The organism is Mycoplana sp. 10N416, assembly GCF_056394765.1.
The window spans coordinates 341,485-361,633 of the sequence record NZ_JBFTIM010000002.1 but is presented as its reverse complement, the minus strand read 5'-3'; the positions used below and the strand labels follow the sequence as shown (position 1 = coordinate 361,633).

Here is a 20,149-nt window from a genome sequence, read left to right as displayed (position 1 = left end):
CTCGCTCGCCACTTACTCGATGTCGAAGGAGACGCCCTGTGCCAGCGGCAGGGCCTTCGAGTAGTTCACCGTGTTGGTGGCGCGGCGCATGTAGGCCTTCCAGGCGTCGGAGCCGGATTCGCGGCCGCCGCCGGTTTCCTTCTCGCCGCCGAACGCGCCGCCGATCTCGGCGCCGGAGGTGCCGATGTTGACGTTGGCGATGCCGCAGTCGGAGCCGTCAGCCGACAGGAAGCGCTCGGCCTCCTGCATGTTCAGCGTGAAGATCGACGAGGACAGGCCGGCAGCGACCGCGTTGTGCTCCTCGAGCGCCTTGTCGAAGTCGGAATACTTCATGACGTAGAGGATCGGTGCGAAGGTCTCTTCGAGAACCGGGCCGGCCTGCTTCGGCATTTCGACGATTGCCGGCTTGACGTAGTAGGCGGTGTCCTTGCCGGCTTCCGTGACGCGGTTGCCGCCGACGACCTTGCCGCCCTCGGCCTTGGCCGCTTCGAGCGCCTTCTGCATGTTGTCGAAGGCCTGCTTGTCGACGAGCGGGCCGACGAGCGCCGAGGTTTCCAGCGGGTTGCCGACGGAGACGCTCTCATAGGCCTTCTTCAGGCGCGGCACGAGCTGGTCGTAGACGCTGTCGTGGACGAAGAGGCGGCGCAGTGTCGTGCAGCGCTGGCCGGCGGTGCCCATGGCGCCGAAGGCGATAGCGCGCAGGGCCATGTCGAGGTCGGCCGACGGGCAGACGATGCCGGCATTGTTGCCGCCGAGCTCGAGGATCGAGCGGGCAAAGCGCTTGGCAAGCCGCGGGCCGACTTCCTTGCCCATGCGGGTGGAGCCGGTGGCGGAGACGAGCGCGACCTTGTGGTGGTCGACGAGGGCTTCGCCGATGGCGCGGTCGCCGATCAGGACCTGGGAGAGGTTCGCCGGCGCGTCGCCGAAGCGGGCAATGGCGCGCTCGAGGATGGCCTGCGAGGCGAGTGCGGTGAGCGGGGACTTTTCCGACGGCTTCCAGACGACCGGGTTGCCGCAGACGAGCGCGAGGGCCGCGTTCCACGACCAGACGGCGACCGGGAAGTTGAAGGCGGAGATGATGCCGACGACGCCGAGCGGGTGCCAGGTTTCCATCATGCGGTGGCCGGGACGCTCGGTGGCGATCGTCAGGCCGTAGAGCTGGCGGGAGAGACCGACGGCGAAATCGCAGATGTCGATCATTTCCTGAACTTCGCCGAGGCCCTCGGAGGTGATCTTGCCGGCTTCGATCGAAACGAGGCGGCCGAGATCGGCCTTGGCGGCACGCAGCTCTTCGCCGAGCAGGCGGACGAGCTCGCCGCGCTTCGGAGCCGGCACGAGGCGCCAGGCCTTGAAGGCCTCATGGGCGGCGTCGATCGCCTTGTTGGTGTCTGCGGCCGAAACGGTCTTCAGCTTGGCGATCTCTTCGCCGGTAACCGGGCTGAAGGAAGCCATGTCGCCGCCCTGCCAGGCGGCGGCCGGTACACCGAGCTTGTCGAGAAGCTTGGCGGTTTCCTGTTTCACGTCGACATTGGTCATGGTCTCTAACTCCATTTTTATCGTATCGCAGGCGGCTGAGCCGCCGATCTCATCAAGGGATCGCATCGTCTAACGCGCGTCGCGATCGTTCAGATTCGTTGCACCGGTTCAGGTCTTCCCGCAGGCCGCTGCGAGATTGCCTGCCGGCACGTCGCAGGCCTAGCCCACTCAAGGCGCTCGCCCCTCCTTCATATGGTCAAGGACGTGCCTTTTGTCATCCCGGCCCCGCGGCTCGTCCGCGTGCTGCGGCGGGTCCCTGGGCGCCGTACATCGTGGCGCAGAAGCCCGAGCCTATCGCATCGGCGCAAGCGCACGATTTTGCTTTCATGGCCGCCTCTCTCGTCCTACAAGGGTGACGGAATTCCGATCATGCTGAAAACGGATCATAACGGATTGGGCCTGCGAGCGATCGCGCATGTTTTGACTAGGTTGATGCGAGAGACGAATGAAGTTGAGCCGCAGGCTGATACCGGACGTGACGACCCTGCAGGCCTTCGAGTGCGCCGCGCGCCACGGCAGTTTCACCCAGGCCGCCAATGAGTTGAACCTCACCCAGAGTGCCGTCAGCCGCCAGATCAAGGATCTCGAGGAACAGCTCGGCGTGCTGCTCTTCGAGCGCGTGCGCCAGCGCGTCGTGCTGTCGGAGGACGGGCGCCGTTTCCTGCCCGAGGTGCGCAAGCTGCTGCACCAGACGGAAGAGACGATGCTGCGCGCCATGTCGGCGGCGCGCTCCGATCACAGCCTGACGATCGCCACGCTGCCGACCTTCGGCAGCCGTTGGCTGACGCCGCGCATTCCCGCCTTTCTGGAAATGTTTCCGGGCACGATCATCAACGTCGCCTCCCGCTCGGCTCCTTTCGACTTCGACGAGGAAAGCTTCGACCTCGCCATCCACTACGGCCAGCCCGTCTGGGCGCGGGCGACCTGCTCCTATCTTTGCAGTGAGGTCATTCTGCCGGCGGCAAGCCCCGATCTGATCCGCCAATGGCAACTGGAGGATCCCAAGGACCTGGAGATTGCGCCGCTGCTGCATCTCGCCACCCGGCCGAAGCTCTGGGCGCAGTGGTTCGAGCTGAACGGCGGGGCGGCCGAGACCGCCTATCGCGGCCATCGCTTCGACCAGTTTTCCATGGTCATCGAGGCGGCGGTCGCCGGCCTCGGCTTCGCGCTGCTGCCGCGCTATCTGATCGAGCAGGAGCTGGCGAGCGGCCGTCTTGCCGTCGTGTTTGATCGGCCGATGCAGACGGACAACAGCTACTATCTGGTCGTGCCGGAGGGGAAACTCGAAAACTCGCTCAGCCAGGCTTTCCGTGGCTGGATCGCGACGCAGGTCGCCTAAAGCGTCTAAACCGCTCATTCGCAGCCAGAATGACCCGGTGTCGAATCAGCACTTTCCTCCTTGCCTGCGATGAACCAATGTGGCGACATCGGAACACGCCCCGCCACCTTCCATCGAAGAAGACGCCCATGCAGAATGATCCCCGTTCCCACGGCCTGTGGGAAATGACCGCTCCAGCCGCTCCTGCGACGCAGACCCTTTCCGGCAGCTACGAGGCCGACGTGGTGATCGTCGGGGGCGGATACACCGGCTTGTCCGCAGCGCTCCATCTTGCCGAGCGGGGGACCAAGGTCGTTGTGCTGGAAGGCAAGGAGATCGGCTTCGGCGGCTCGGGTCGCAATGTCGGGCTCGTCAATGCCGGCATGTGGACGATGCCGGACGATCTGCCGGGCGTGCTCGGCCAGCTCTACGGCGACCGGCTGCTCGATCTTCTCGGCAATGCGCCGAAGCTCGTCTTCGAGCTGGTGCAAAAGCACGCGATCGAATGCGAGATCAATCCGGTCGGCACGCTGCATTGCGCGATCGGCAAGTCCGGGCTCGAGGAACTTCAGGCGCGCGCCGAACAATGGCAACGGCGTGGCGCACCGGTGACGCTGCTTGGCGCCGAGGAAACGGCCCGTCGGGTCGGCACCGCAGCCTATGCCGGCTCGCTTCTCGACATGCGCGCCGGCACGATCCAGCCGCTCGCCTATGTGCGCGGCCTGGCACAGGCGGCGATTTCGGCCGGAGCAAGCGTATACACCGCCAGCCCGGTGATCGGCGCCGAGCGATCCGGCAAGCGCTGGACCGTGAAAACCGGAAAAGGCGCGGTGACCGCCGACTGGGTCATCGTCGCGACCAACGCCTATACGGTGTCCCCCTGGGCGGAGGTCCGGGCCGAACTCGTCCATCTGCCCTATTTCAATTTTGCCACCAGGCCGCTTTCGCCGGAGCTACAGAAGAAGATCGTCCCAGGGCGCGAAGGCGTGTGGGACACCGCGGAGATCCTCTCCTCCTATCGTTATGACCAACGCGGTCGGCTCGTCTTCGGCAGCGTCGGTGCCTTGCGCGGGACGGGCGCGGCGATCCACAAGGCCTGGGCACGGCGTGCGCTGAAGAAACTGTTCCCCGAGATCGGCGACATCGCGTTCGAGGCGGAGTGGTACGGCCAGATCGGCATGACCGTCGATAACCTGCCGCGATTCCACCGGCTGGCCGAGAACGTCATCGGCTTTTCCGGCTATAACGGCCGCGGCATTGCGCCGGGGACGGTGTTCGGCAAGGTGCTAGCGCGGCACATCGCCGGCGAGATTACCGAGAAAGACCTGCCGCTGCCGGTCACCGACCCGGTGGCGCAGAGCTTCCGGCCGGTTCGAGAGAGTTACTACGAAGTCGGCGCCCAGCTGGCGCATCTGGTGCAAGCGCGGATCTGACCGACTTTCTGCCATTCAAATTGAAAAACCCGCGCATTCGGCAATGCGCGGGTTTTTTCAATTTGCAGTCGGTGTTCTCACCGGGTTCGCAGGCGCGGCAGGAAGATGGTGAGGATACCGAGCAGCGGCAGGTAGGAGCAGATGCGGTAAACGAAGGCGATGCCGTGGGTATCGGCGAAGACCCCGAGGGCGGCTGCGCCGAGACCGCCGGCGCCGAAAGCGAAGCCGAAGAAGACGCCGGCGATCAATCCGACGCGGCCGGGCACCAGCTCCTGGGCGAAGACGACGATCGCCGAGAAGGCGGAGGAGAAGATCAGGCCGATCATCACGCTCAGCACGCCCGTCCAGAACAGGTTGGCGTAGGGCAGGAGCAGCGCGAAAGGAATGACGCCGAGGATCGAAAACCAGATGACGAAGCGTGCGCCGAAGCGGTCGCCGATCGGCCCGCCGAGGAAGACGCCGGCGGCAGAGGCGCCGAGGAACAGGAACAGCATCAGTTGTGCGTCCTGTACCGACAGGCCGAAACGCTCGATCGTGTAGAAGGTAAAGTAGCTGCCGATCGAGGACATGTAGACGTTCTTCGTCGCCGTCAGCAGCACGAGGACGGCGATCGCCCAGGCGACGCGACCGCGCGGCAGCGGCAAGGCGCGGCTAACCGCGGCGCGGCCTGCCATGCGCAGGCGCTCGGCGGCATACCAGCGACCGACCCAGGTCAGGATGACCATGCCCAGCAGCGCTGAGACCGAGAACCAGGCGACGCTGGACTGGCCGAAGGGGAGCACGATGAAGGCTGCCAGCAGCGGGCCGATGGCGGTGCCGGCATTGCCGCCGACCTGGAACAGCGATTGGGCCAGGCCGTGGCGCCCGCCGGAGGCGGCGCGGGCGACGCGGGAGGATTCCGGGTGAAACACCGCCGATCCGAAGCCGATCAGGCAGGCGCCGAGAACGAGGATCGGAAACGAGTGAGCGTAGGCGAGGAAGAACAGGCCGAAGAAGGTGCTGCCCATGCCGAGCGGCAGCGAGAAGGGCATCGGCCAGCGGTCCGTCACCATGCCGACGACCGGCTGGAGCAGCGAGGCCGTCACCTGGAAGGCCATGGTAAGAAGGCCGATCTGCATGAAATCGAGCGCGTAGTTTTCCTTCAGGATCGGATAGAGCGACGTCAGCAGCGACTGCATGATGTCGTTCAGCATGTGGCAGACGCTGACAGCGACGATAATGGAGAAACTGGTTCGCGCGGCATGTGGCGGCGCGACGGAGACTGCCGTCGACATGCTGACCCTCAATGATTTATGCAGAATTGATGACTGCCAAGCTTCCCATAGCGTGATTGCCTGCGGCCTGCTTTTGTGCTGAGGTCCAATTCTTTCGCAAGTGGGCCAGACGGATGCCAAAGCTCAACCCGAAACTGCTTTCGAGGCTTGATGACGACCATCTTCGCAATCTCGCGTGGATGGAGCAGTCAAATGCGGACGTGCTCGTGCACAGCAACGAGATCCCGCACGGCTATGTCGTGCCGCTGCACAGCCACCGGCGCACACAGGTACTTTGCGTCTTCGCCGGTGTCGTTCTGGTCGCCACCGCGCGCGGGCGCTGGATGATCCCGCCCGGCCATGCGCTGGTGATCCCGCGCGGGCTGAAGCATTCGGTGGAGATGTACAGCGATGTCAGCATGCGCTCGATCTACATTCTCGCGCCGAGCGGTCGCGCGGCCGCGGAGGTGCCTGAGGTGTTGGCGGTGACCGATCTGGCGCACCATCTCCTGGCGGAAGCGATCCGGCTGCAGGGGATGGACGGTGACCCGCATCGTGCCGACCTGGTGATGGCACTGCTCGTCGACGAGATCGGACGGCTCGAGCAGCAGCCGCTGGGACTGCCGTTCCCGGCAAGCGCGCGGCTTGCAAGTCTGTGCCGGGACTTCCTCGATCATCCGGTGCCTGGTGCCAAGATCGATGACTGGGCGAGACAGTTGAACATGAGCCGCCGCTCATTCACGCGCCTTTTTCGCGAGGAGACCGGCGTCAGCTTTACCACCTGGCGGCAACAGGCCTGCATTTTCGCTTGCCTGCCGCGGCTGGCGAACGGCGAGCCGGTGACAACGGTGGCGCTTGAGGCCGGCTACGAGAGCGTTCCGGCGTTCATCACCATGTTCAAGCGCATGCTCGGCTCGTCACCGCGCAGCTATTTCAGGGCGCGCGAGGCGGTCGCATAGCGGCGCAGAAAAGGTCCGCTTTTCGGGAGGCGTCTCAAAAAGACCGGCCGACGCCGCTATTCAGGCACTGTTCTCAGCCTCACTTTGGGATTAGGAAGGTCGGGCGGGACCCATATCGGGACGCAACCGGGAGCGCTGGGCCGCACGGGGAGTGGACGTGTCTAGAACCATTTTGATCATCGGGATCGGCGCGGGCAACCCCGAGCACATCACCGTTCAGGCGATCAATGCTCTGAACCGAGCCGACGTGCTGCTCATTCCGACCAAGGGCGAGGAGAAGTCGTTTCTTGCCGACATGCGCCGCGACATCTGCGAGCGCTACCTTACTAATCCCGACACGCGCATCCATGACTACGCCGTGCCGCAGCGCCGCGCCGATGGCGGCTATGACGACGGCGTGCAGGACTGGCACCATGCCATCGCAAGAATCTACGAAGAGCTGATACTTGAAGTATCCACTGACCGCGAGGTGATAGGTCTGCTCGTCTGGGGCGACCCGATGCTCTACGACAGCACGATCCGCATCATCGAACATGTGCGCGCCAACGGCCGCGTCGCCTTCGATCTCGAGGTCATCCCCGGCATCACCAGCATCCAGGCGCTCTGTGCCAGCCAGAAGATCGCGCTCAACCGCATCGGCCTGCCCGTCGAGATCACCACCGGCCGCAGGCTCTCCGAAGGCTGGCCGGCGGGGGTGGATGACGTCGTCGTCATGCTCGACGGCGTCGAGGCTTTTCGGGCCGTCGAGGACCGCGACGCCCAGATTTATTGGGGTGCCTATCTTGGCACGGAACTGGAAATTACGCTTTCCGGCCGCCTCGGCGACGTCGCGGAGACGATTTCCGAGACGCGGCGCCGCGCGCGGGAGAAAAACGGCTGGATCATGGATACCTACCTGATCCGCCGCGCGCGCGAGACGGAGAGCGAGACGTGACGACGACGCTCTCTGCTCTGACGGACACTGCTTGCAGTCCCGCTGCCACCGCCGCGTCAGCGGCGCTTCGGCGTGGGTTCTGTCCGTCACTCGCTTCGCCAATGCGCACCGGCGACGGGTTGCTGGTGCGTTTGCGTCCGGCGCGCATTGGCCTAAAACCTTCCGACTACATTGCGATCGCCCGGCTGGCCGCGGCGCATGGCAACGGCCTGCTCGAGGTAACTGCGCGCGGCAACCTGCAGATCCGCGGCTTGCGCGAGGAGACGGTGCCGAAGCTTGCCGCCGGGCTGGCGGAGGCGGGGATCGATTTCCATCGGGACGTCGCGGTCGAGACGCCGCCGCTCTCCGGTATCGATCCGGATGAGATCGCCGACGCCGAACCGCTTGGTGCCGCGATTCGCGCGGCCATCGCAGCACACCTGCCGCCGCTGGTGCTGGCGCCCAAGCTGTCGATCGTCGTCGATGGCAGTGGAACGCTCGGCCTTTCCGACATGGTCGCCGACATCCGTCTGGACGCACTCCGCCGGACCGATGGATTGTTCTGGCGGCTTTCTGTCGGTGGTGATGCATGCTCGGCGCGTGAAGTGGCGATCGTCGCGGATGGCGATGCCGTCAGCGCAGTCCTGACGGCGCTCGCGGCGCTTCACGGCCTCGGTCCCGCCGCCCGCGGGCGCGACCTCGACGCGGAGGTGTTGCGCTCGCAACTCGGATCATTCGCCTGGTCCGGTCCGGTGGACATGGGAAGCCCACGACCGCAGTCGCGGCCCATTGGTCGCCATCGACTCGGTGAGGATACCGCGCTCGGCGTCGGTCTTGCCTATGGCCAGACGAGTGCTGCGCATCTCGAGAGGCTGATGCAGGGCCTGGCGGCACTCGGCGCCAACGAGGTGCGGCTGGCGCCGCACCGGTCGCTGATCGTCCTCGGCCTCGCCGATGCGGCGATCGACCCGGCGATTGCGCTTGCCGAGCGCGAAGGCTTCTGGACGCGGGCTGACGAACCCGGAAACGCTATTGCCGTATGCGCCGGTTCGACCGGCTGTGCGTCAGGACGGTTTGACACGAAGGCGGCGGCCGATCTTCTGGTGGCGCAGGCACCCGATCTGCTGGACGGGTCGCTGACGGTCCATATTTCCGGCTGCGCCAAGGGATGTGCTCATCCGCGGGCCGCGGCGCTGACGCTGGCCGGCCAGGACAATGGCGTCACGCTGGCAATTGATGCCCGCGCAGCCGACGAAACCGGTGTGACGGTGCCGGCCGACGGCCTCGGCGAGGCTTTTGCGCGTATCGTCGCGCTCTTTCGACAGGAACGACAACAGAAGGATACGGCGCGGCACACGCTCGATCGAATCGGCGCGTCCACGCTTGCCAAGGCTTTTCGGCAGGGTTCGCAATGACAGACTACGATTACATAAAGGATGGCAACGCCATCTACGAAAAATCCTTCGCCATCATTCGCGCCGAGGCCGATCTCGCCCGGTTTTCCGATGACGAGACCGACGTCGCCGTGCGGATGATCCATGCCTGCGGCCTGGTGGAGGCGGCGGACCAGATCGTGTTTTCGCCGGATTTCGTCGCGGCCGGCCGTCAGGCGTTGCGGAACGGTGCGCCGATCTTCTGCGATGCGGAGATGGTGGCGCGCGGCGTCACCGCAGCGCGGCTGCCCGCCGCAAACGAGGTGATCTGCACGCTGCGCGATCCGCGCACGCCCGATCTGGCGGCCGAGATCGGCAATTCGCGGTCGGCGGCGGCGATCCGCCTGTGGCTCGAGCGAATGGCCGGATCCGTCGTCGCCATCGGCAATGCCCCCACCGCTCTTTTCTACCTGTTGGAACTGTTGCGCGACGGCGCGCCGAAGCCGGCGGCCATTCTCGGCATGCCGGTCGGTTTTGTCGGTGCGGCGGAATCGAAGGAGGCGCTGGCGGAAAATTCCTATGGCGTGCCCTTCGCCATCGTCCGCGGCCGCCTCGGCGGCAGCGCCATGACGGCGGCGGCCCTGAACTCGCTGGCGAGGGCGGGCCTGTGAGCGCGGTGCAGATGGGTCGCCTCTATGGCGTGGGCACGGGGCCGGGCGATCCGGAACTGCTGACATTGAAGGCCGTGCGCGCCATTGGCGAGGCCGACGTGCTCGCCTTCTTCGCCAAGGCCGGCCGCTCCGGCAATGGGCGGAGGATCGTCGAAGGTCTTGTGAAGCCCGGTATCGTCGAGCTGCCGCTCTACTATCCGGTGACGACCGAGATCGACAAGGATCACGACGAGTACAAGCGGCAGATCACCGAATTCTATGACGCCTCGGCCGCAGCAGTGGCCGCGCATTTGGCGGCCGGCCGGACGGTGGCGATCCTCTCCGAGGGCGACCCGATGTTCTACGGCTCGTACATGCATCTGCACGTACGGCTCGCGGACCGGTTTCCAACCGAGGTCATTCCCGGCATCACGGCGATGTCGGGCTGCTGGTCGCTCTCCGGCCTGCCGATCGTGCAGGGCGACGACGTGCTGTCGGTGCTGCCGGGCACGATGGTGGAAGAGGAACTGTCGCGTCGGCTGGAGGACACCCAGGCGGCCGTCATCATGAAGGTCGGGCGCAATCTGCCGAAGATCCGCCGGGCCCTGTCGGCAGCGGGGCGGCTCGCCGAGGCGATCTATGTCGAGCGCGGCACGATGGCCGAAAGCAAGTCGCTGCGGCTGTCCGAGAAGCTCGACGATACGGCACCCTACTTCTCGCTGGTGCTGGTGCCCGGCTGGAGCGGCCGGCCATGACGGGGACGCTGTATGTGATCGGAACCGGACCGGGCAGTCCGGAGCAGATGACGCCAGAGGCGGCAAGAGCGGTCGAGGCGTCGACCGAGTTCTTCGGCTATTTTCCCTATATCGATCGCCTTTCGCTTCGTCCGGACCAGATCAAGGTCGCCTCCGACAATCGGGAAGAGCTGAACCGGGCCCAGGCGGCGCTGAACCGTGCGGCGGCAGGCGTCAACGTGTGTGTCGTTTCCGGCGGTGATCCCGGCGTGTTCGCCATGGCGGCGGCCGTCTGCGAGGCGATCGACGCGGGACCGGCAGGGTGGCGGGACATCGACCTCGTGGTGGTTCCCGGCGTGACCGCGATGCTAGCCGTTGCTGCCCGTATCGGCGCGCCGCTCGGCCATGACTTCTGCGCGATATCGCTGTCCGACAACCTGAAGCCCTGGCCGGTGATCGAGAAGCGGCTGCGCATGGTGGCGGAGGCAGGACTGGTGATCGCGCTCTATAATCCGATCAGCAAGGCGCGACCCTGGCAGCTCGGCAAGGCGTTCGAGATCCTGCGGGACGTCCTTCCGGCGGAAACGCCGGTGATCTTTGGCCGGGCTGCCGGACGACCGGACGAGCGCATGGTGGTCAAGCCGCTCGGCGAGGCGGATGCCGCGCGCGCCGACATGGCGACCTGCGTCATCATCGGCTCGCCGCAGACGCGCGTGATCGCGCGTGAAGGCAGGCCCGATCTCGTTTATACGCCACGCTTCCTGCCCGCGGAGGCCACATGATCGATCAGCCGCAGCGCGTCCGCGACGGTTTCCGCCGTGGTGACGCCGCCCTGCCGTCCCCGATCGACCAGGATCACGGGAATATTGAGAGCGCGCGCCGCGGCGATCTTGGCGTAGGTGGCCTCGCCGCCGCTGTTCTTGGAGACGACCACCTCGATGCGATGATCGCGCAAGAGCGCGGTCTCGTCCTCGACGGCGAAGGGGCCGCGGGCGAGGATATAGTCGACCGATGGGACCGCCAGCGGCGGCTCGACCGGGTCGACGCTGCGAACGATATAGCAATGCTGCGGCGCGGCGTTGAAATGGAACGCCTCCTGCCGGCCGATCGCGAGAAAGACGCGGCGCGGCTCGGCGCCGAGGGCCCCGACCGCGTCCGCCAGCGTTGCGACATGGTTCCAGCGATCGCCCTCGACGGGCTGCCAGCCGGTCCGCTCGAGGTGGATCAGCGGCGTGCCGGCCCGGTCTGCGGCCTGTTCGGCATTAATGGAAATCTGGCGCGCAAAGGGATGGGTCGCGTCGATCAGCAAATCGATGCTGTTCGCGGCGAGGTAGTCCGCCAAGCCGGCCGCGCCGCCGAAGCCGCCGGTGCGGGTCGGAGCGGCTTGCGGCGCCGGGTCGATCGTGCGGCCGGCGAGCGACAGGGTCACCTCGAAGTCGTCGCGCGGCGCAAGCCGGCGCGCCAGTTCGCGCGCTTCCGTGGTGCCGCCCAGAATGAGGATGCGTCTCTTGTCCACGCCTGATCCGTCCGTTGTCCCTGTCGTATCGCCGCCCTGGCTGACCATCGTCGGGATCGGCGAAGATGGTTTAGCCGGTCTCGGCGATGCGGCCAAGGCGGCAATCGCCAAGGCCGAGATCGTCTTCGGCGGCGCGCGACACCTGGAACTCGCAGCTCCGGCCATCATCGGCGAAAGCCGCGTCTGGCTCAGCCCGTTCGCGCGCTCGGTGGAAGCCGTGCTTGCCGCACGCGGCCGACCGGTGGTGGTGCTCGCCTCGGGCGATCCCTTCTTCTACGGCGTCGGCGTGACGCTGTCGCGAACAATCCCGCGAGCGGAGATGACGGTTTTTCCCGCGCCGTCCTCCTTCAGCCTCGCCGCCTCACGCATGGGCTGGGCGTTGCAGGATGCGACTTGCGTCTCGCTGCACGGGCGTCCGATCGACCTGATCCGGCCGCACCTGCATTCGGGCAGCCGCATCCTGGCCCTGACCTCCGACAGCGACGGTCCGCGCGCGCTCTCGGCATTGCTCACGCAAGCCGGATTCGGTGCGTCGGCCTTGACTGTTTTGGAAGCGCTCGGCGGCTCGCGCGAAAGGGTGAGCACGCACCGTGCCGACCGGTTCGCGCTCGACGAAACCGACATGCTCAACGTCTGCGCGATCGAGGTTGCAGCCGGCGAAGCAGCGCGCGTACTGCCGTTCACGTCCGGGCTGGACGACGCGCTGTTCGAGCACGACGGCCAGATCACCAAGCGCGAGGTTCGCGCACTCACCCTTTCGACGCTTGCACCGCGGCACGGTGAGCTTCTCTGGGACATCGGCGCGGGATCCGGCTCGATCGGCATCGAATGGATGCTCGCCGATCCGTCGCTGCGGGCGGTCGCCATCGAGGCGGTCGCCGAGCGGGCCGCGCGCATCCGGCAGAACGCAGCTAACTTTGGTGTCCCGGGGCTTGCCGTCGTTGAGGGCGCGGCACCCGGTGTGCTGGCGGGCCTGGCCGCGCCGGATGCCATCTTCATTGGCGGCGGCGGCAGCGAGGCCGGCGTGTTCGATGCGGCGATTGCCGCGCTGAAGCCCGGCGGGCGGCTTGTTGCCAATTCGGTGACCACCGAAATGGACGCCGTGCTTCTCGCAGCGCATGTGCGCCTGGGCGGTTCGCTGATCCGCATCGACCTTGCCCGTGCCGGACCGATCGGCCAGATGACCGGCTGGCGGCCTGCCATGCCGGTCACCCAATGGAGCTGGGTGAAGCCGGCTAATGAAATCGAGGAACAAGCATGACCGTCCATTTCATCGGCGCCGGACCGGGCGCCGCCGACCTGATCACCGTGCGCGGCCGCGACTTGATCGGCCGCTGCCCGGTCTGCCTCTACGCCGGCTCGATCGTCTCGCCGGAGCTGTTGCAATACTGCCCGCCCGGTGCGCGCATCGTGGATACCGCGCCGATGTCGCTGGACGAGATCGAGGCGGAGTATGTGCGGGCGGCAGAAGCAGGCGAGGACGTGGCGCGGCTGCATTCCGGCGATCTGTCGGTGTGGAGCGCCGTCGCCGAGCAGATCCGCCGGCTGGAGAAGCACGCGATCGACTACACCCTTACACCCGGTGTGCCGTCCTTCGCGGCTGCGGCGGCAGCGCTGAAGCGCGAACTGACGATCCCGGCGGTCGCCCAGAGCCTGGTGCTCACTCGCGTGTCCGGCCGCGCCTCGCCGATGCCGAACCGGGAAACGCTGCAGGGTTTTGGAGCGACGGGCGCAACGCTCGCGATCCATCTGGCCATCCACGCGCTCGACCAGGTGGTTGCCGAACTGGTGCCGCACTATGGTGCCGATTGCCCGGTGGCGATCGTGGTCAAGGCGTCCTGGCCGGACGAGCGGATCGTGCGCGGCACGCTCGCGGACATCGCCGCCAAGGTCGCCGAGGAGCCGATCGAGCGCACCGCGCTGATCTTCGTCGGGCGGACGCTCGCGGCGGAGGATTTTCGCGAGAGCTCGCTTTACGATCCGGCCTACCAGCGGCGCTTTCGCGGGCGGGGCGAATGAGGCGCTGACGCAGGTCAACGACCTTGCGTCATCACCATTTCCTCGAAGGCGAGGGACGCCTTCGAACGATGGCGCTCGCGATGGCGCAGCATCAGGAATTCGCGCTCCGGCAGGGTGAAGTCGAGCTTCACCAGCCGGCCGGCGTCGATGTCCGCCTGTACGATCAGTTCCGACAAGGCCCCGAGGAATGGCCCGGCGCGAACCGCAGCGCGCACCGCCTCGTTGGAGGGCAGCGTCAGCTCGGCTGTGAGCTGCCCCGGCCTGGCCTCAAGTGCGGCTGTGAGGACGGAGCGGGTGCCTGACCCCGGTTCACGCAGCACCCACCGCGCGGCAAGCAGATCGTCCCGCTCGATGCCGCGCCGTTGCGCCAACGGATGGTCCGGCCGTGCAACGATGACGAGGCGATCGCGGGCGATCACCTGCTGTATCAGCAGAACGCTGTCGATCGCTCCTTCCACGAGACCGATTTCAGCCGCTCCGTCGATCACGGCCGCGGCGACAAGCTCGGTGTTGGCGGCGGTTACGCGCAGATCCAGGCCGGGGTATCTTTGGTGCAGGTGCATCACCACCGGCGGCAGCCAATAGCTGGCGATGGTCTGGCTGGCATGCAGCGTCAGCGATCCTCGCCGCAGATCGCCGACCTCCGCCAGGAACAGTTCCGCTTCCCGTGCCCGCGCGACCGTCGCCTTCGCTTCCGTCAGGAAGGCGCGCCCTGTTTCGGTGAGTTCGATCCGGCGCCCGGTTCGATGAAAGAGGGCGACCGCGTAGCGCTCCTCCAGCGTGCGGATGGCCGAGCTGACTGCCGAAGGCGTCAGATGCAGCGCAAGTGCTGCCTGGGTGAGATGCTCGCGATCGGCGACGGCGATAAAGATACGGAGCTGTTCCAGGGTCATGGCGATCATTCAAAAATATCGAACGAAACGTACCTTATTTGTCGATGGATTGCATAAAAAATTTCCATCATTGAAGCTGGATGAGCAAAGTCATTCTAATCCGTGCCTACATCCCGGGCGTGGTTCTTTCGCTGGCCGTGGCCGGCCTTGCGCTTCTTGGCGACTTCGCCGAGCGGCAACTGACAGGGGAGGCGTGGATTGAGGCGCTCGTGCTGGCAATCCTGCTTGGCGCGGTCCTGCGGCTTCTGCTTCGACGTCCTGCGACCTTCGACCCCGGTATCGAATTCAGCGCCAAATACTTCCTGGAGATCGCCATCGTCTTGCTCGGTTCCGGCATCAGCGCGGCGGCCCTTGCCTCGATCGGGCCAGCAATGCTCGGAGCGATCGCGTTCGTCGTGTTTTGCGTGCTTGCGGTCAGCTATGGCATCGGCCGCTTTCTTGGCCTGCCGAAGCGAATGGCCGTGCTGGTCGCCTGTGGCAATTCGATCTGCGGCAATTCGGCGATCGCCGCGACCGCGCCGGTCATCCAGGCGCGACCCGACGACGTCGCGTCCTCGATCGCCTTCACCGCCGTGCTCGGCGTCTTGACGGTGCTGCTCCTGCCGTTGCTGGTGCCCGTTTTGCGGCTTTCGGGTGTCGACTATGGCATTCTGGCCGGCATGACCGTCTATGCGGTTCCACAGGTCTTCGCAGCCACGGCCCCGGTCTCAGCCGTCAGCGTGCAGGTGGGCATGCTGGTCAAGCTCGTGCGCGTGATGATGCTCGGGCCGGTCGTGCTGCTGCTGTCGCTGGTGTCGACGAGCCGGTCGGGCGGCGATCGCCGCCGGCCGCCGCTGCACCGCCTCGTCCCGTGGTTCATCGTCGGCTTTTTGCTGATGCTGGCCGCCCGCTCGCTCGGTTTGATTGGCGAGCCGGCGGCCCTGGTTTTGAGCAAGGCGTCCGGCGCCCTGACCGTCGTTGCCATGGCCGCCCTCGGGCTCGGTGTCGACGTCCGCAAGGTCATGCAGGCCGGGATGCGGGTGAGCGCCACCGTGCTCCTGTCGCTGCTGGCGCTGCTGGCGGCGAGCTACGCGATGATCCTGCTGCTGCAGGCAAGCGCGGCCTGATGCGCCTATTCGGCGGCTTCGCTCAGCGGTGCCGGCACATAGTTCAACACCGGCCCCAGCCAACGCTCGATCTCGGCGACCGCCATGCCCTTGCGCGCCGCGTAGTCCTGAACCTGGTCACGCTCGACCTTGGCGACGCCGAAATAGTAGCTTTCCGGGCAGGCGATGTAGAGGCCGGAGACGGACGAGCCCGGCCACATCGCCATGCTTTCGGTGAGCTGGACGCCGATTTCCTTTTCCGCGTCGAGCAGCCGAAAGAGCGTCGTTTTTTCCGTGTGGTCGGGCTGGGCCGGATAGCCCGGTGCGGGACGAATGCCGGCATAGGGCTCGGCGACCAGCTCCTGCGGCGTGTAGCTTTCCTCCGGCGCGTAGGCCCAGAGTTCCTTGCGGACATATTCGTGCAAGCGCTCGGCAAACGCCTCGGCGAAGCGGTCGGCCAGCGCCTTGACCAGGATCGACGAATAGTCGTCGTTCGCGCGCTCGAAGCGTTCGGCAATGGCGATCTCGCCGATTCCGGCGGTGACGACGAAACCGCCGATATAGTCGGAAAGTCCGCTTTCCTGCGGCGCGACGAAATCGGAGAGCGCGAGGTTCGGCCGGCCATCGCGCTTCGACAACTGCTGGCGCAGGGTGAAGAAGGTCGCAAGCTCCGCGTTCCGGCTCTCGTCGGTGAAGAGGCGGATGTCGTCACCGAAGGCATTCGCCGGCCAGAAGCCGACGACCGCCTTCGGGGTGAACCATTTTTCGGCGATGATCTTCTCCAGCATCGCCTGTGCATCGGCAAAGAGCTGGCGGGCGGCCTCGCCCTGCTTTTCGTCGTCGAGGATCCTCGGATAGACGCCCTTCAGTTCCCAGGTCTGGAAGAACGGCGTCCAGTCGATGTAGCGGGCAAGGTCGGCCAGATCCCAGTCCTGCCAGACACGGCTGCCGAGGAAGGAGGGCGTCTTCGGCCGGCAGGCCGGCCAGTCGGGCTTGAAGGCGTTTTCGCGCGCCCGCGCCAGCGGCAGGCGTTGCTTTTCGGCTTCCGCCCGCATGTGGGCGTCGGCGACCTTGCGGTATTCGGCCTGCAGCGTCTCGACATAACCCGGCTTCGCCTCCGCCGACAGCAGGCTGGAGACGATGCCGACGGCACGGCTGGCGTCGGTGACGTAGACGGCCTGGCCCTGTTGGTAGCGCGGATGGATTTTCACGGCCGTGTGCACGCGGCTCGTGGTTGCGCCGCCGATCAGGAGCGGAATGTCGAAGCCTTCACGGTCCATCTCGCTTGCCACATGCGCCATCTCGTCCAGCGACGGCGTGATCAGGCCGGAGAGGCCGATGATGTCGACCTTTTCAGCGCGGGCGGTTTCAAGAATCCTGACCGCCGGCACCATGACGCCGAGGTCGATGATCTCGTAGTTGTTGCAGGCGAGCACGACGCCGACGATGTTCTTGCCGATGTCGTGCACGTCACCCTTCACCGTCGCCATCAGGATCTTGCCGGCGCTCTGGCGTGCGACGCCGCCGCCGGCGAGCTTTTCCGCCTCCATGTAGGGCAGCAGCACCGCAACCGCTTGCTTCATCACCCGGGCGGACTTCACCACCTGCGGCAGGAACATCTTTCCCGCGCCGAAGAGGTCGCCGACGACGTTCATGCCGGCCATCAGCGGGCCCTCGATGACATGCAGCGGCCGCTCGGCGGCAAGGCGGGCCTCCTCCGTGTCCGCCTCGATGAATTCGGTGATGCCGTTGACGAGCGCGTGCTCCAGCCGCTTCTCGACCGGCCATTCGCGCCAGGCGAGATCCTTCTCCTTCGCCTCCCTGCCGCCGGCGCCCTTGAAGCGCTCGGCAATCTCCAGGAGACGTTCCGTCGCCGTGCCGCCGGCTTTGGGAGCGCGGTTCAGCACGACATCCTCGCAGGCCTCGCGCAGCTCGGCGTCAATCGTGTCATAGACCGCAAGCTGGCCGGCGTTGACGATCCCCATGTCCATGCCGGCGTGGATCGCGTGGTAGAGGAACACCGCATGCATTGCCTCGCGCACGGGTTCGTTGCCGCGGAAGGAGAAGGAAAGGTTGGAGACGCCACCCGAAACATGTACGTGCGGCAGCGTCGCCACGATCTGGCGCGCGGCCTCGATGAAGTCGACGCCGTAATTGTCGTGTTCCTCGATGCCGGTGGCGACGGCGAAGATGTTCGGATCGAAGATGATGTCCTCGGGCGGCACACCGGCCACCTCGGTCAGGAGCTGGTAGGCGCGGCTGCAGATCTCGACCTTGCGCTGCTGCGTGTCGGCCTGGCCCTTTTCGTCAAAGGCCATGACGACTACGGCGGCGCCATAGGCACGCACGAGGCGGGCGTGATGAAGGAAGGCTTCCTCGCCTTCCTTCAGTGAGATCGAGTTCACGAGCGGCTTGCCCTGCACGCATTTCAGGCCAGCCTCGATCACCTCCCATTTGGACGAATCGATCATGATCGGCACGCGGGCGATGTCCGGCTCGGCGGCGATGCGGTTGAGGAACTCCGTCATCGCCCTTGCCGAATCGATCAGGCCCTCGTCCATGTTTATGTCGATGATCTGGGCGCCGTTCGCCACCTGGTCGCGGGCGACCTCGAGGGCTGCCGCAAAGTCGCCAGCGGTGATCAGCTTGCGGAATTTCGCCGAGCCGGTGACGTTTGTGCGCTCGCCGACGTTGACGAAGGGAATGTCCTTGGTGAGCGTGAAGGGTTCCAGCCCCGACAGGCGCATGTGGCGCGGAATGTCCGGGATCTGGCGGGGTGCGTGGCGGCCGGCCGCCTCGGCAATGGCCCTGATGTGCGCGGGCGTGGAGCCGCAGCAACCGCCGACGATGTTGACGAGACCGTCGCGCATGAAGCCTTCGATCTGCGCGGCCATCTGTTCCGGCGTCTCGTCGTACTTGCCGAAGGCGTTCGGCAGGCCGGCATTCGGATAGGCGCAGACGAAGGTGTCGGCAACGGATGAAATCTCGTCCAGATGCGCACGCATCGCGTTGGCGCCGAGGGCACAGTTGAGGCCGATCGAAAACGGCTGTGCGTGGCGCACCGAGTTCCAGAACGCTTCCGGCGTCTGGCCGGAAAGCGTGCGGCCGGACAGGTCGGTGATCGTGCCGGAGATCATGACGGGCAGCTCGATGCCCTTCTCGGCGAACACTTCCCTGGTCGCAAAGATCGCCGCCTTGGCGTTCAGCGTGTCGAAGATCGTCTCGATCAGGATGATGTCGGCGCCGCCGTCGATGAGGCCACGCAGCTGGTCGGCATAGGCGAGCTGGAGATCATCGAAGGTGACGGCGCGGTAGCCGGGATTGTTGACGTCGGGCGAGATCGAGGCGGTGCGGTTCGTTGGCCCGAGCGCCCCGGCGACGAAACGGCGCTTGCCGTCCTTTTCCTGCGCACGCAACCCGGCACGGCGGGCCAGTCGCGCGCCGTCGCGGTTCAGTTCATAGACGAGTGCTTCCATGCCGTAGTCGGCCTGGGCGATCGCGGTGGAGGAAAACGTATTGGTCTCCAGGATGTCCGCGCCGGCAAGCGCGTAGCGATAGTGGATGTCCTCAATCGCGGCCGGCTGCGTTAGCGTCAGGAGGTCGTTGTTGCCCTGCTGGTGGCAGGCGCAGTCGCCGAAACGGCTGCCGCGGAAATCCGCCTCGATGAGGCCAAGCGTCTGGATTTCCGTGCCCATGGCGCCGTCGAGAACGAGAATGCGTTCCTTCGCAGCGGTTTGAAGCGCGTCGGCGATGTCCTTGCCAGTGCGAGGTGAAAGTTCGGGACCGAATAGGTCGTTGAGGTCGGCTGCTGCCATGGCAAAGCCCTCCGATGCAGAATTGTCTGCATCGGAGATCACATAAGGATATCTTTATGTCAATATGTCTTTATGCGGTAAGTTGCTAATGAAGCTTCTCCCGCTCAGCCAGCGTGGCAAAGAGCGACCGCAGACGGGCGATGTCCGGGTTTCGGTCTGCATAGCGCGCGAGCTTGCAAAGCTCCTTCAGCGCTTCGGTCTGGAGATCGGCCCCGCGCGGCTGCCACAGCAGCCAGGAGACGAACACCGCTTCCGGTCGCCCGGATTCGGAGGGATTGGTTTCAACGGTGACAAGCATGACTTCCCCAATCTGCAATTGGGGGATGACCGGACGCACGCGAGCTAAAAATTCCGCTCTCGCGGAGCAAGCGCAGCCGTGGGACACCCCGCCCATGGACGTTACAAGTTCATCAGGGCAGGTCTCCTGGCTTGCGGGTCGTTGCGGCTGTCTTGCCTTCCCGGCACGTGATCGTGCCAGTGGCATCGGCGACAGCAGCTCACCGCTTACAGTTGCGGGGGCAGCGCCGGTCTTGATGCCCCTTGTGGGGCATCGCACCGGCTTCCCTCTTAGCTCCGGATCGAGAACGATTCGAAAGAACCCTGATGGCTTACGTTGGCCCGATGGCGCCGGTCCTGTCAATGACACAGCCGG

General features: G+C 65.8%; 17 protein-coding genes and 1 riboswitch. Of the genes, 11 read left to right on the top strand and 6 right to left on the bottom strand.

All coding sequences use genetic code 11. The features are described from left to right. Positions 1 to 12: 12 nt before the first annotated feature. On the bottom strand, positions 13 to 1,536 hold the full coding sequence (amaB, locus tag AC1DDS_RS05980) for an L-piperidine-6-carboxylate dehydrogenase (protein WP_477478044.1): 1,524 nt from the start codon (positions 1,534 to 1,536) through the stop codon (positions 13 to 15). Positions 1,537 to 1,981: 445 nt separating this feature from the next. Between amaB and AC1DDS_RS05975 the strand changes: the two genes are divergently transcribed. Both AC1DDS_RS05975 and AC1DDS_RS05970 read left to right on the top strand, forming a co-directional pair. Then, the gene (locus AC1DDS_RS05975; protein WP_310413637.1) at positions 1,982 to 2,875 is read left to right on the top strand and encodes a LysR substrate-binding domain-containing protein; all 894 of its coding nucleotides are present in this window, start codon (positions 1,982 to 1,984) and stop codon (positions 2,873 to 2,875) included. Positions 2,876 to 3,003: 128 nt separating this feature from the next. Next, positions 3,004 to 4,287: an NAD(P)/FAD-dependent oxidoreductase gene (locus AC1DDS_RS05970; protein WP_477478043.1), complete on the top strand. Its 1,284-nt coding sequence runs from the start codon at positions 3,004 to 3,006 to the stop codon at positions 4,285 to 4,287. A gap of 77 nt (positions 4,288 to 4,364) precedes the next feature. Here AC1DDS_RS05970 and AC1DDS_RS05965 read toward each other — a convergent pair whose 3' ends face one another. Further along, complete coding sequence (locus AC1DDS_RS05965) at positions 4,365 to 5,561, bottom strand: MFS transporter (protein WP_477478042.1); 1,197 nt, start codon at positions 5,559 to 5,561, stop codon at positions 4,365 to 4,367. Positions 5,562 to 5,674: 113 nt separating this feature from the next. Between AC1DDS_RS05965 and AC1DDS_RS05960 the strand changes: the two genes are divergently transcribed. From AC1DDS_RS05960 to AC1DDS_RS05935, 6 genes are all read left to right on the top strand, one after another. Further along, positions 5,675 to 6,499: an AraC family transcriptional regulator gene (locus AC1DDS_RS05960; RefSeq protein ID WP_477478041.1), complete on the top strand. Its 825-nt coding sequence runs from the start codon at positions 5,675 to 5,677 to the stop codon at positions 6,497 to 6,499. Positions 6,500 to 6,656: 157 nt separating this feature from the next. Then, positions 6,657 to 7,433 (top strand): precorrin-6A synthase (deacetylating), encoded by a 777-nt coding sequence (gene cobF / locus AC1DDS_RS05955; protein WP_477478040.1) that lies wholly within the window; start codon positions 6,657 to 6,659, stop codon positions 7,431 to 7,433. Further along, complete coding sequence (gene cobG, locus AC1DDS_RS05950; protein ID WP_477478039.1) at positions 7,430 to 8,827, top strand: precorrin-3B synthase; 1,398 nt, start codon at positions 7,430 to 7,432, stop codon at positions 8,825 to 8,827. Before cobF ends, cobG begins: the two co-directional genes overlap by 4 nt. Then, positions 8,824 to 9,456: a precorrin-8X methylmutase gene (locus tag AC1DDS_RS05945; protein ID WP_477478038.1), complete on the top strand. Its 633-nt coding sequence runs from the start codon at positions 8,824 to 8,826 to the stop codon at positions 9,454 to 9,456. Before cobG ends, AC1DDS_RS05945 begins: the two co-directional genes overlap by 4 nt. Beyond that, positions 9,453 to 10,190, top strand: a complete 738-nt coding sequence (locus AC1DDS_RS05940) for a precorrin-2 C(20)-methyltransferase (RefSeq protein ID WP_477478037.1) — start codon at positions 9,453 to 9,455, stop codon at positions 10,188 to 10,190. The genes AC1DDS_RS05945 and AC1DDS_RS05940 overlap by 4 nt, the downstream gene beginning before the upstream one ends. After that, a complete protein-coding gene (locus tag AC1DDS_RS05935; RefSeq protein ID WP_477478036.1) occupies positions 10,187 to 10,951 on the top strand; it encodes a precorrin-3B C(17)-methyltransferase in 765 nt (254 codons plus the stop codon). The genes AC1DDS_RS05940 and AC1DDS_RS05935 overlap by 4 nt, the downstream gene beginning before the upstream one ends. On the opposite strand, the gene AC1DDS_RS05930 is transcribed toward AC1DDS_RS05935, so the two are convergent. Continuing rightward, positions 10,915 to 11,685, bottom strand: a complete 771-nt coding sequence (locus AC1DDS_RS05930) for a cobalt-precorrin-6A reductase (RefSeq protein ID WP_477478035.1) — start codon at positions 11,683 to 11,685, stop codon at positions 10,915 to 10,917. The genes AC1DDS_RS05935 and AC1DDS_RS05930 overlap by 37 nt on opposite strands. Between AC1DDS_RS05930 and cbiE the strand changes: the two genes are divergently transcribed. Further along, positions 11,669 to 12,946: a precorrin-6y C5,15-methyltransferase (decarboxylating) subunit CbiE gene (gene cbiE, locus AC1DDS_RS05925; RefSeq protein WP_477478034.1), complete on the top strand. Its 1,278-nt coding sequence runs from the start codon at positions 11,669 to 11,671 to the stop codon at positions 12,944 to 12,946. The two genes, AC1DDS_RS05930 and cbiE, sit on opposite strands and share 17 nt — an antisense overlap. Continuing rightward, entirely contained in the window at positions 12,943 to 13,704 is a 762-nt protein-coding gene (cobM, locus tag AC1DDS_RS05920; protein WP_477478033.1) for a precorrin-4 C(11)-methyltransferase, read from the top strand. The genes cbiE and cobM overlap by 4 nt, the downstream gene beginning before the upstream one ends. A 14-nt stretch (positions 13,705 to 13,718) precedes the next feature. Here the strand turns inward: cobM and AC1DDS_RS05915 are convergent, their stop codons facing one another. Further along, positions 13,719 to 14,597 carry a LysR substrate-binding domain-containing protein gene (locus AC1DDS_RS05915; RefSeq protein ID WP_477478251.1) on the bottom strand — a complete coding sequence of 293 codons (879 nt, stop codon included), beginning with the start codon at positions 14,595 to 14,597 and terminating at the stop codon, positions 13,719 to 13,721. Between the two features lie 80 nt (positions 14,598 to 14,677). Here AC1DDS_RS05915 and AC1DDS_RS05910 point away from each other — a divergent pair, with 80 nt between their 5' ends. Further along, positions 14,678 to 15,703, top strand: a complete 1,026-nt coding sequence (locus AC1DDS_RS05910; RefSeq protein WP_477478032.1) for a YeiH family protein — start codon at positions 14,678 to 14,680, stop codon at positions 15,701 to 15,703. A gap of 5 nt (positions 15,704 to 15,708) precedes the next feature. Here AC1DDS_RS05910 and metH read toward each other — a convergent pair whose 3' ends face one another. Both metH and AC1DDS_RS05900 read right to left on the bottom strand, forming a co-directional pair. Continuing rightward, a complete protein-coding gene (gene metH / locus AC1DDS_RS05905) occupies positions 15,709 to 19,497 on the bottom strand; it encodes a methionine synthase (protein WP_477478031.1) in 3,789 nt (1,262 codons plus the stop codon). Positions 19,498 to 19,582: 85 nt separating this feature from the next. Continuing rightward, positions 19,583 to 19,795: a hypothetical protein gene (locus AC1DDS_RS05900; protein ID WP_477478030.1), complete on the bottom strand. Its 213-nt coding sequence runs from the start codon at positions 19,793 to 19,795 to the stop codon at positions 19,583 to 19,585. A 99-nt stretch (positions 19,796 to 19,894) separates the two neighbouring features. Then, positions 19,895 to 20,115: riboswitch (cobalamin riboswitch) on the bottom strand. Between the last annotated feature and the right edge of the window lie 34 nt (positions 20,116 to 20,149).

What these genes read in the sequence shown, in the direction of transcription:
- cbiE (WP_477478034.1), top strand. Translation starts at nt 11,669, where the DNA reads ATGCGTCTCTTGTCCACGCCTGATCCGTCCGTTGTCCCTGTCGTATCG.
- AC1DDS_RS05900 (WP_477478030.1), bottom strand. Translation starts at nt 19,795, where the DNA reads ATGCTTGTCACCGTTGAAACCAATCCCTCCGAATCCGGGCGACCGGAA.
- AC1DDS_RS05935 (WP_477478036.1), top strand. Translation starts at nt 10,187, where the DNA reads ATGACGGGGACGCTGTATGTGATCGGAACCGGACCGGGCAGTCCGGAG.
- AC1DDS_RS05970 (WP_477478043.1), top strand. Translation starts at nt 3,004, where the DNA reads ATGCAGAATGATCCCCGTTCCCACGGCCTGTGGGAAATGACCGCTCCA.
- metH (WP_477478031.1), bottom strand. Translation starts at nt 19,497, where the DNA reads ATGGCAGCAGCCGACCTCAACGACCTATTCGGTCCCGAACTTTCACCT.
- AC1DDS_RS05915 (WP_477478251.1), bottom strand. Translation starts at nt 14,597, where the DNA reads ATGACCCTGGAACAGCTCCGTATCTTTATCGCCGTCGCCGATCGCGAG.
- AC1DDS_RS05975 (WP_310413637.1), top strand. Translation starts at nt 1,982, where the DNA reads ATGAAGTTGAGCCGCAGGCTGATACCGGACGTGACGACCCTGCAGGCC.
- cobM (WP_477478033.1), top strand. Translation starts at nt 12,943, where the DNA reads ATGACCGTCCATTTCATCGGCGCCGGACCGGGCGCCGCCGACCTGATC.
- amaB (WP_477478044.1), bottom strand. Translation starts at nt 1,536, where the DNA reads ATGACCAATGTCGACGTGAAACAGGAAACCGCCAAGCTTCTCGACAAG.
- AC1DDS_RS05945 (WP_477478038.1), top strand. Translation starts at nt 8,824, where the DNA reads ATGACAGACTACGATTACATAAAGGATGGCAACGCCATCTACGAAAAA.
- AC1DDS_RS05965 (WP_477478042.1), bottom strand. Translation starts at nt 5,561, where the DNA reads ATGTCGACGGCAGTCTCCGTCGCGCCGCCACATGCCGCGCGAACCAGT.
- AC1DDS_RS05960 (WP_477478041.1), top strand. Translation starts at nt 5,675, where the DNA reads ATGCCAAAGCTCAACCCGAAACTGCTTTCGAGGCTTGATGACGACCAT.
- AC1DDS_RS05910 (WP_477478032.1), top strand. Translation starts at nt 14,678, where the DNA reads ATGAGCAAAGTCATTCTAATCCGTGCCTACATCCCGGGCGTGGTTCTT.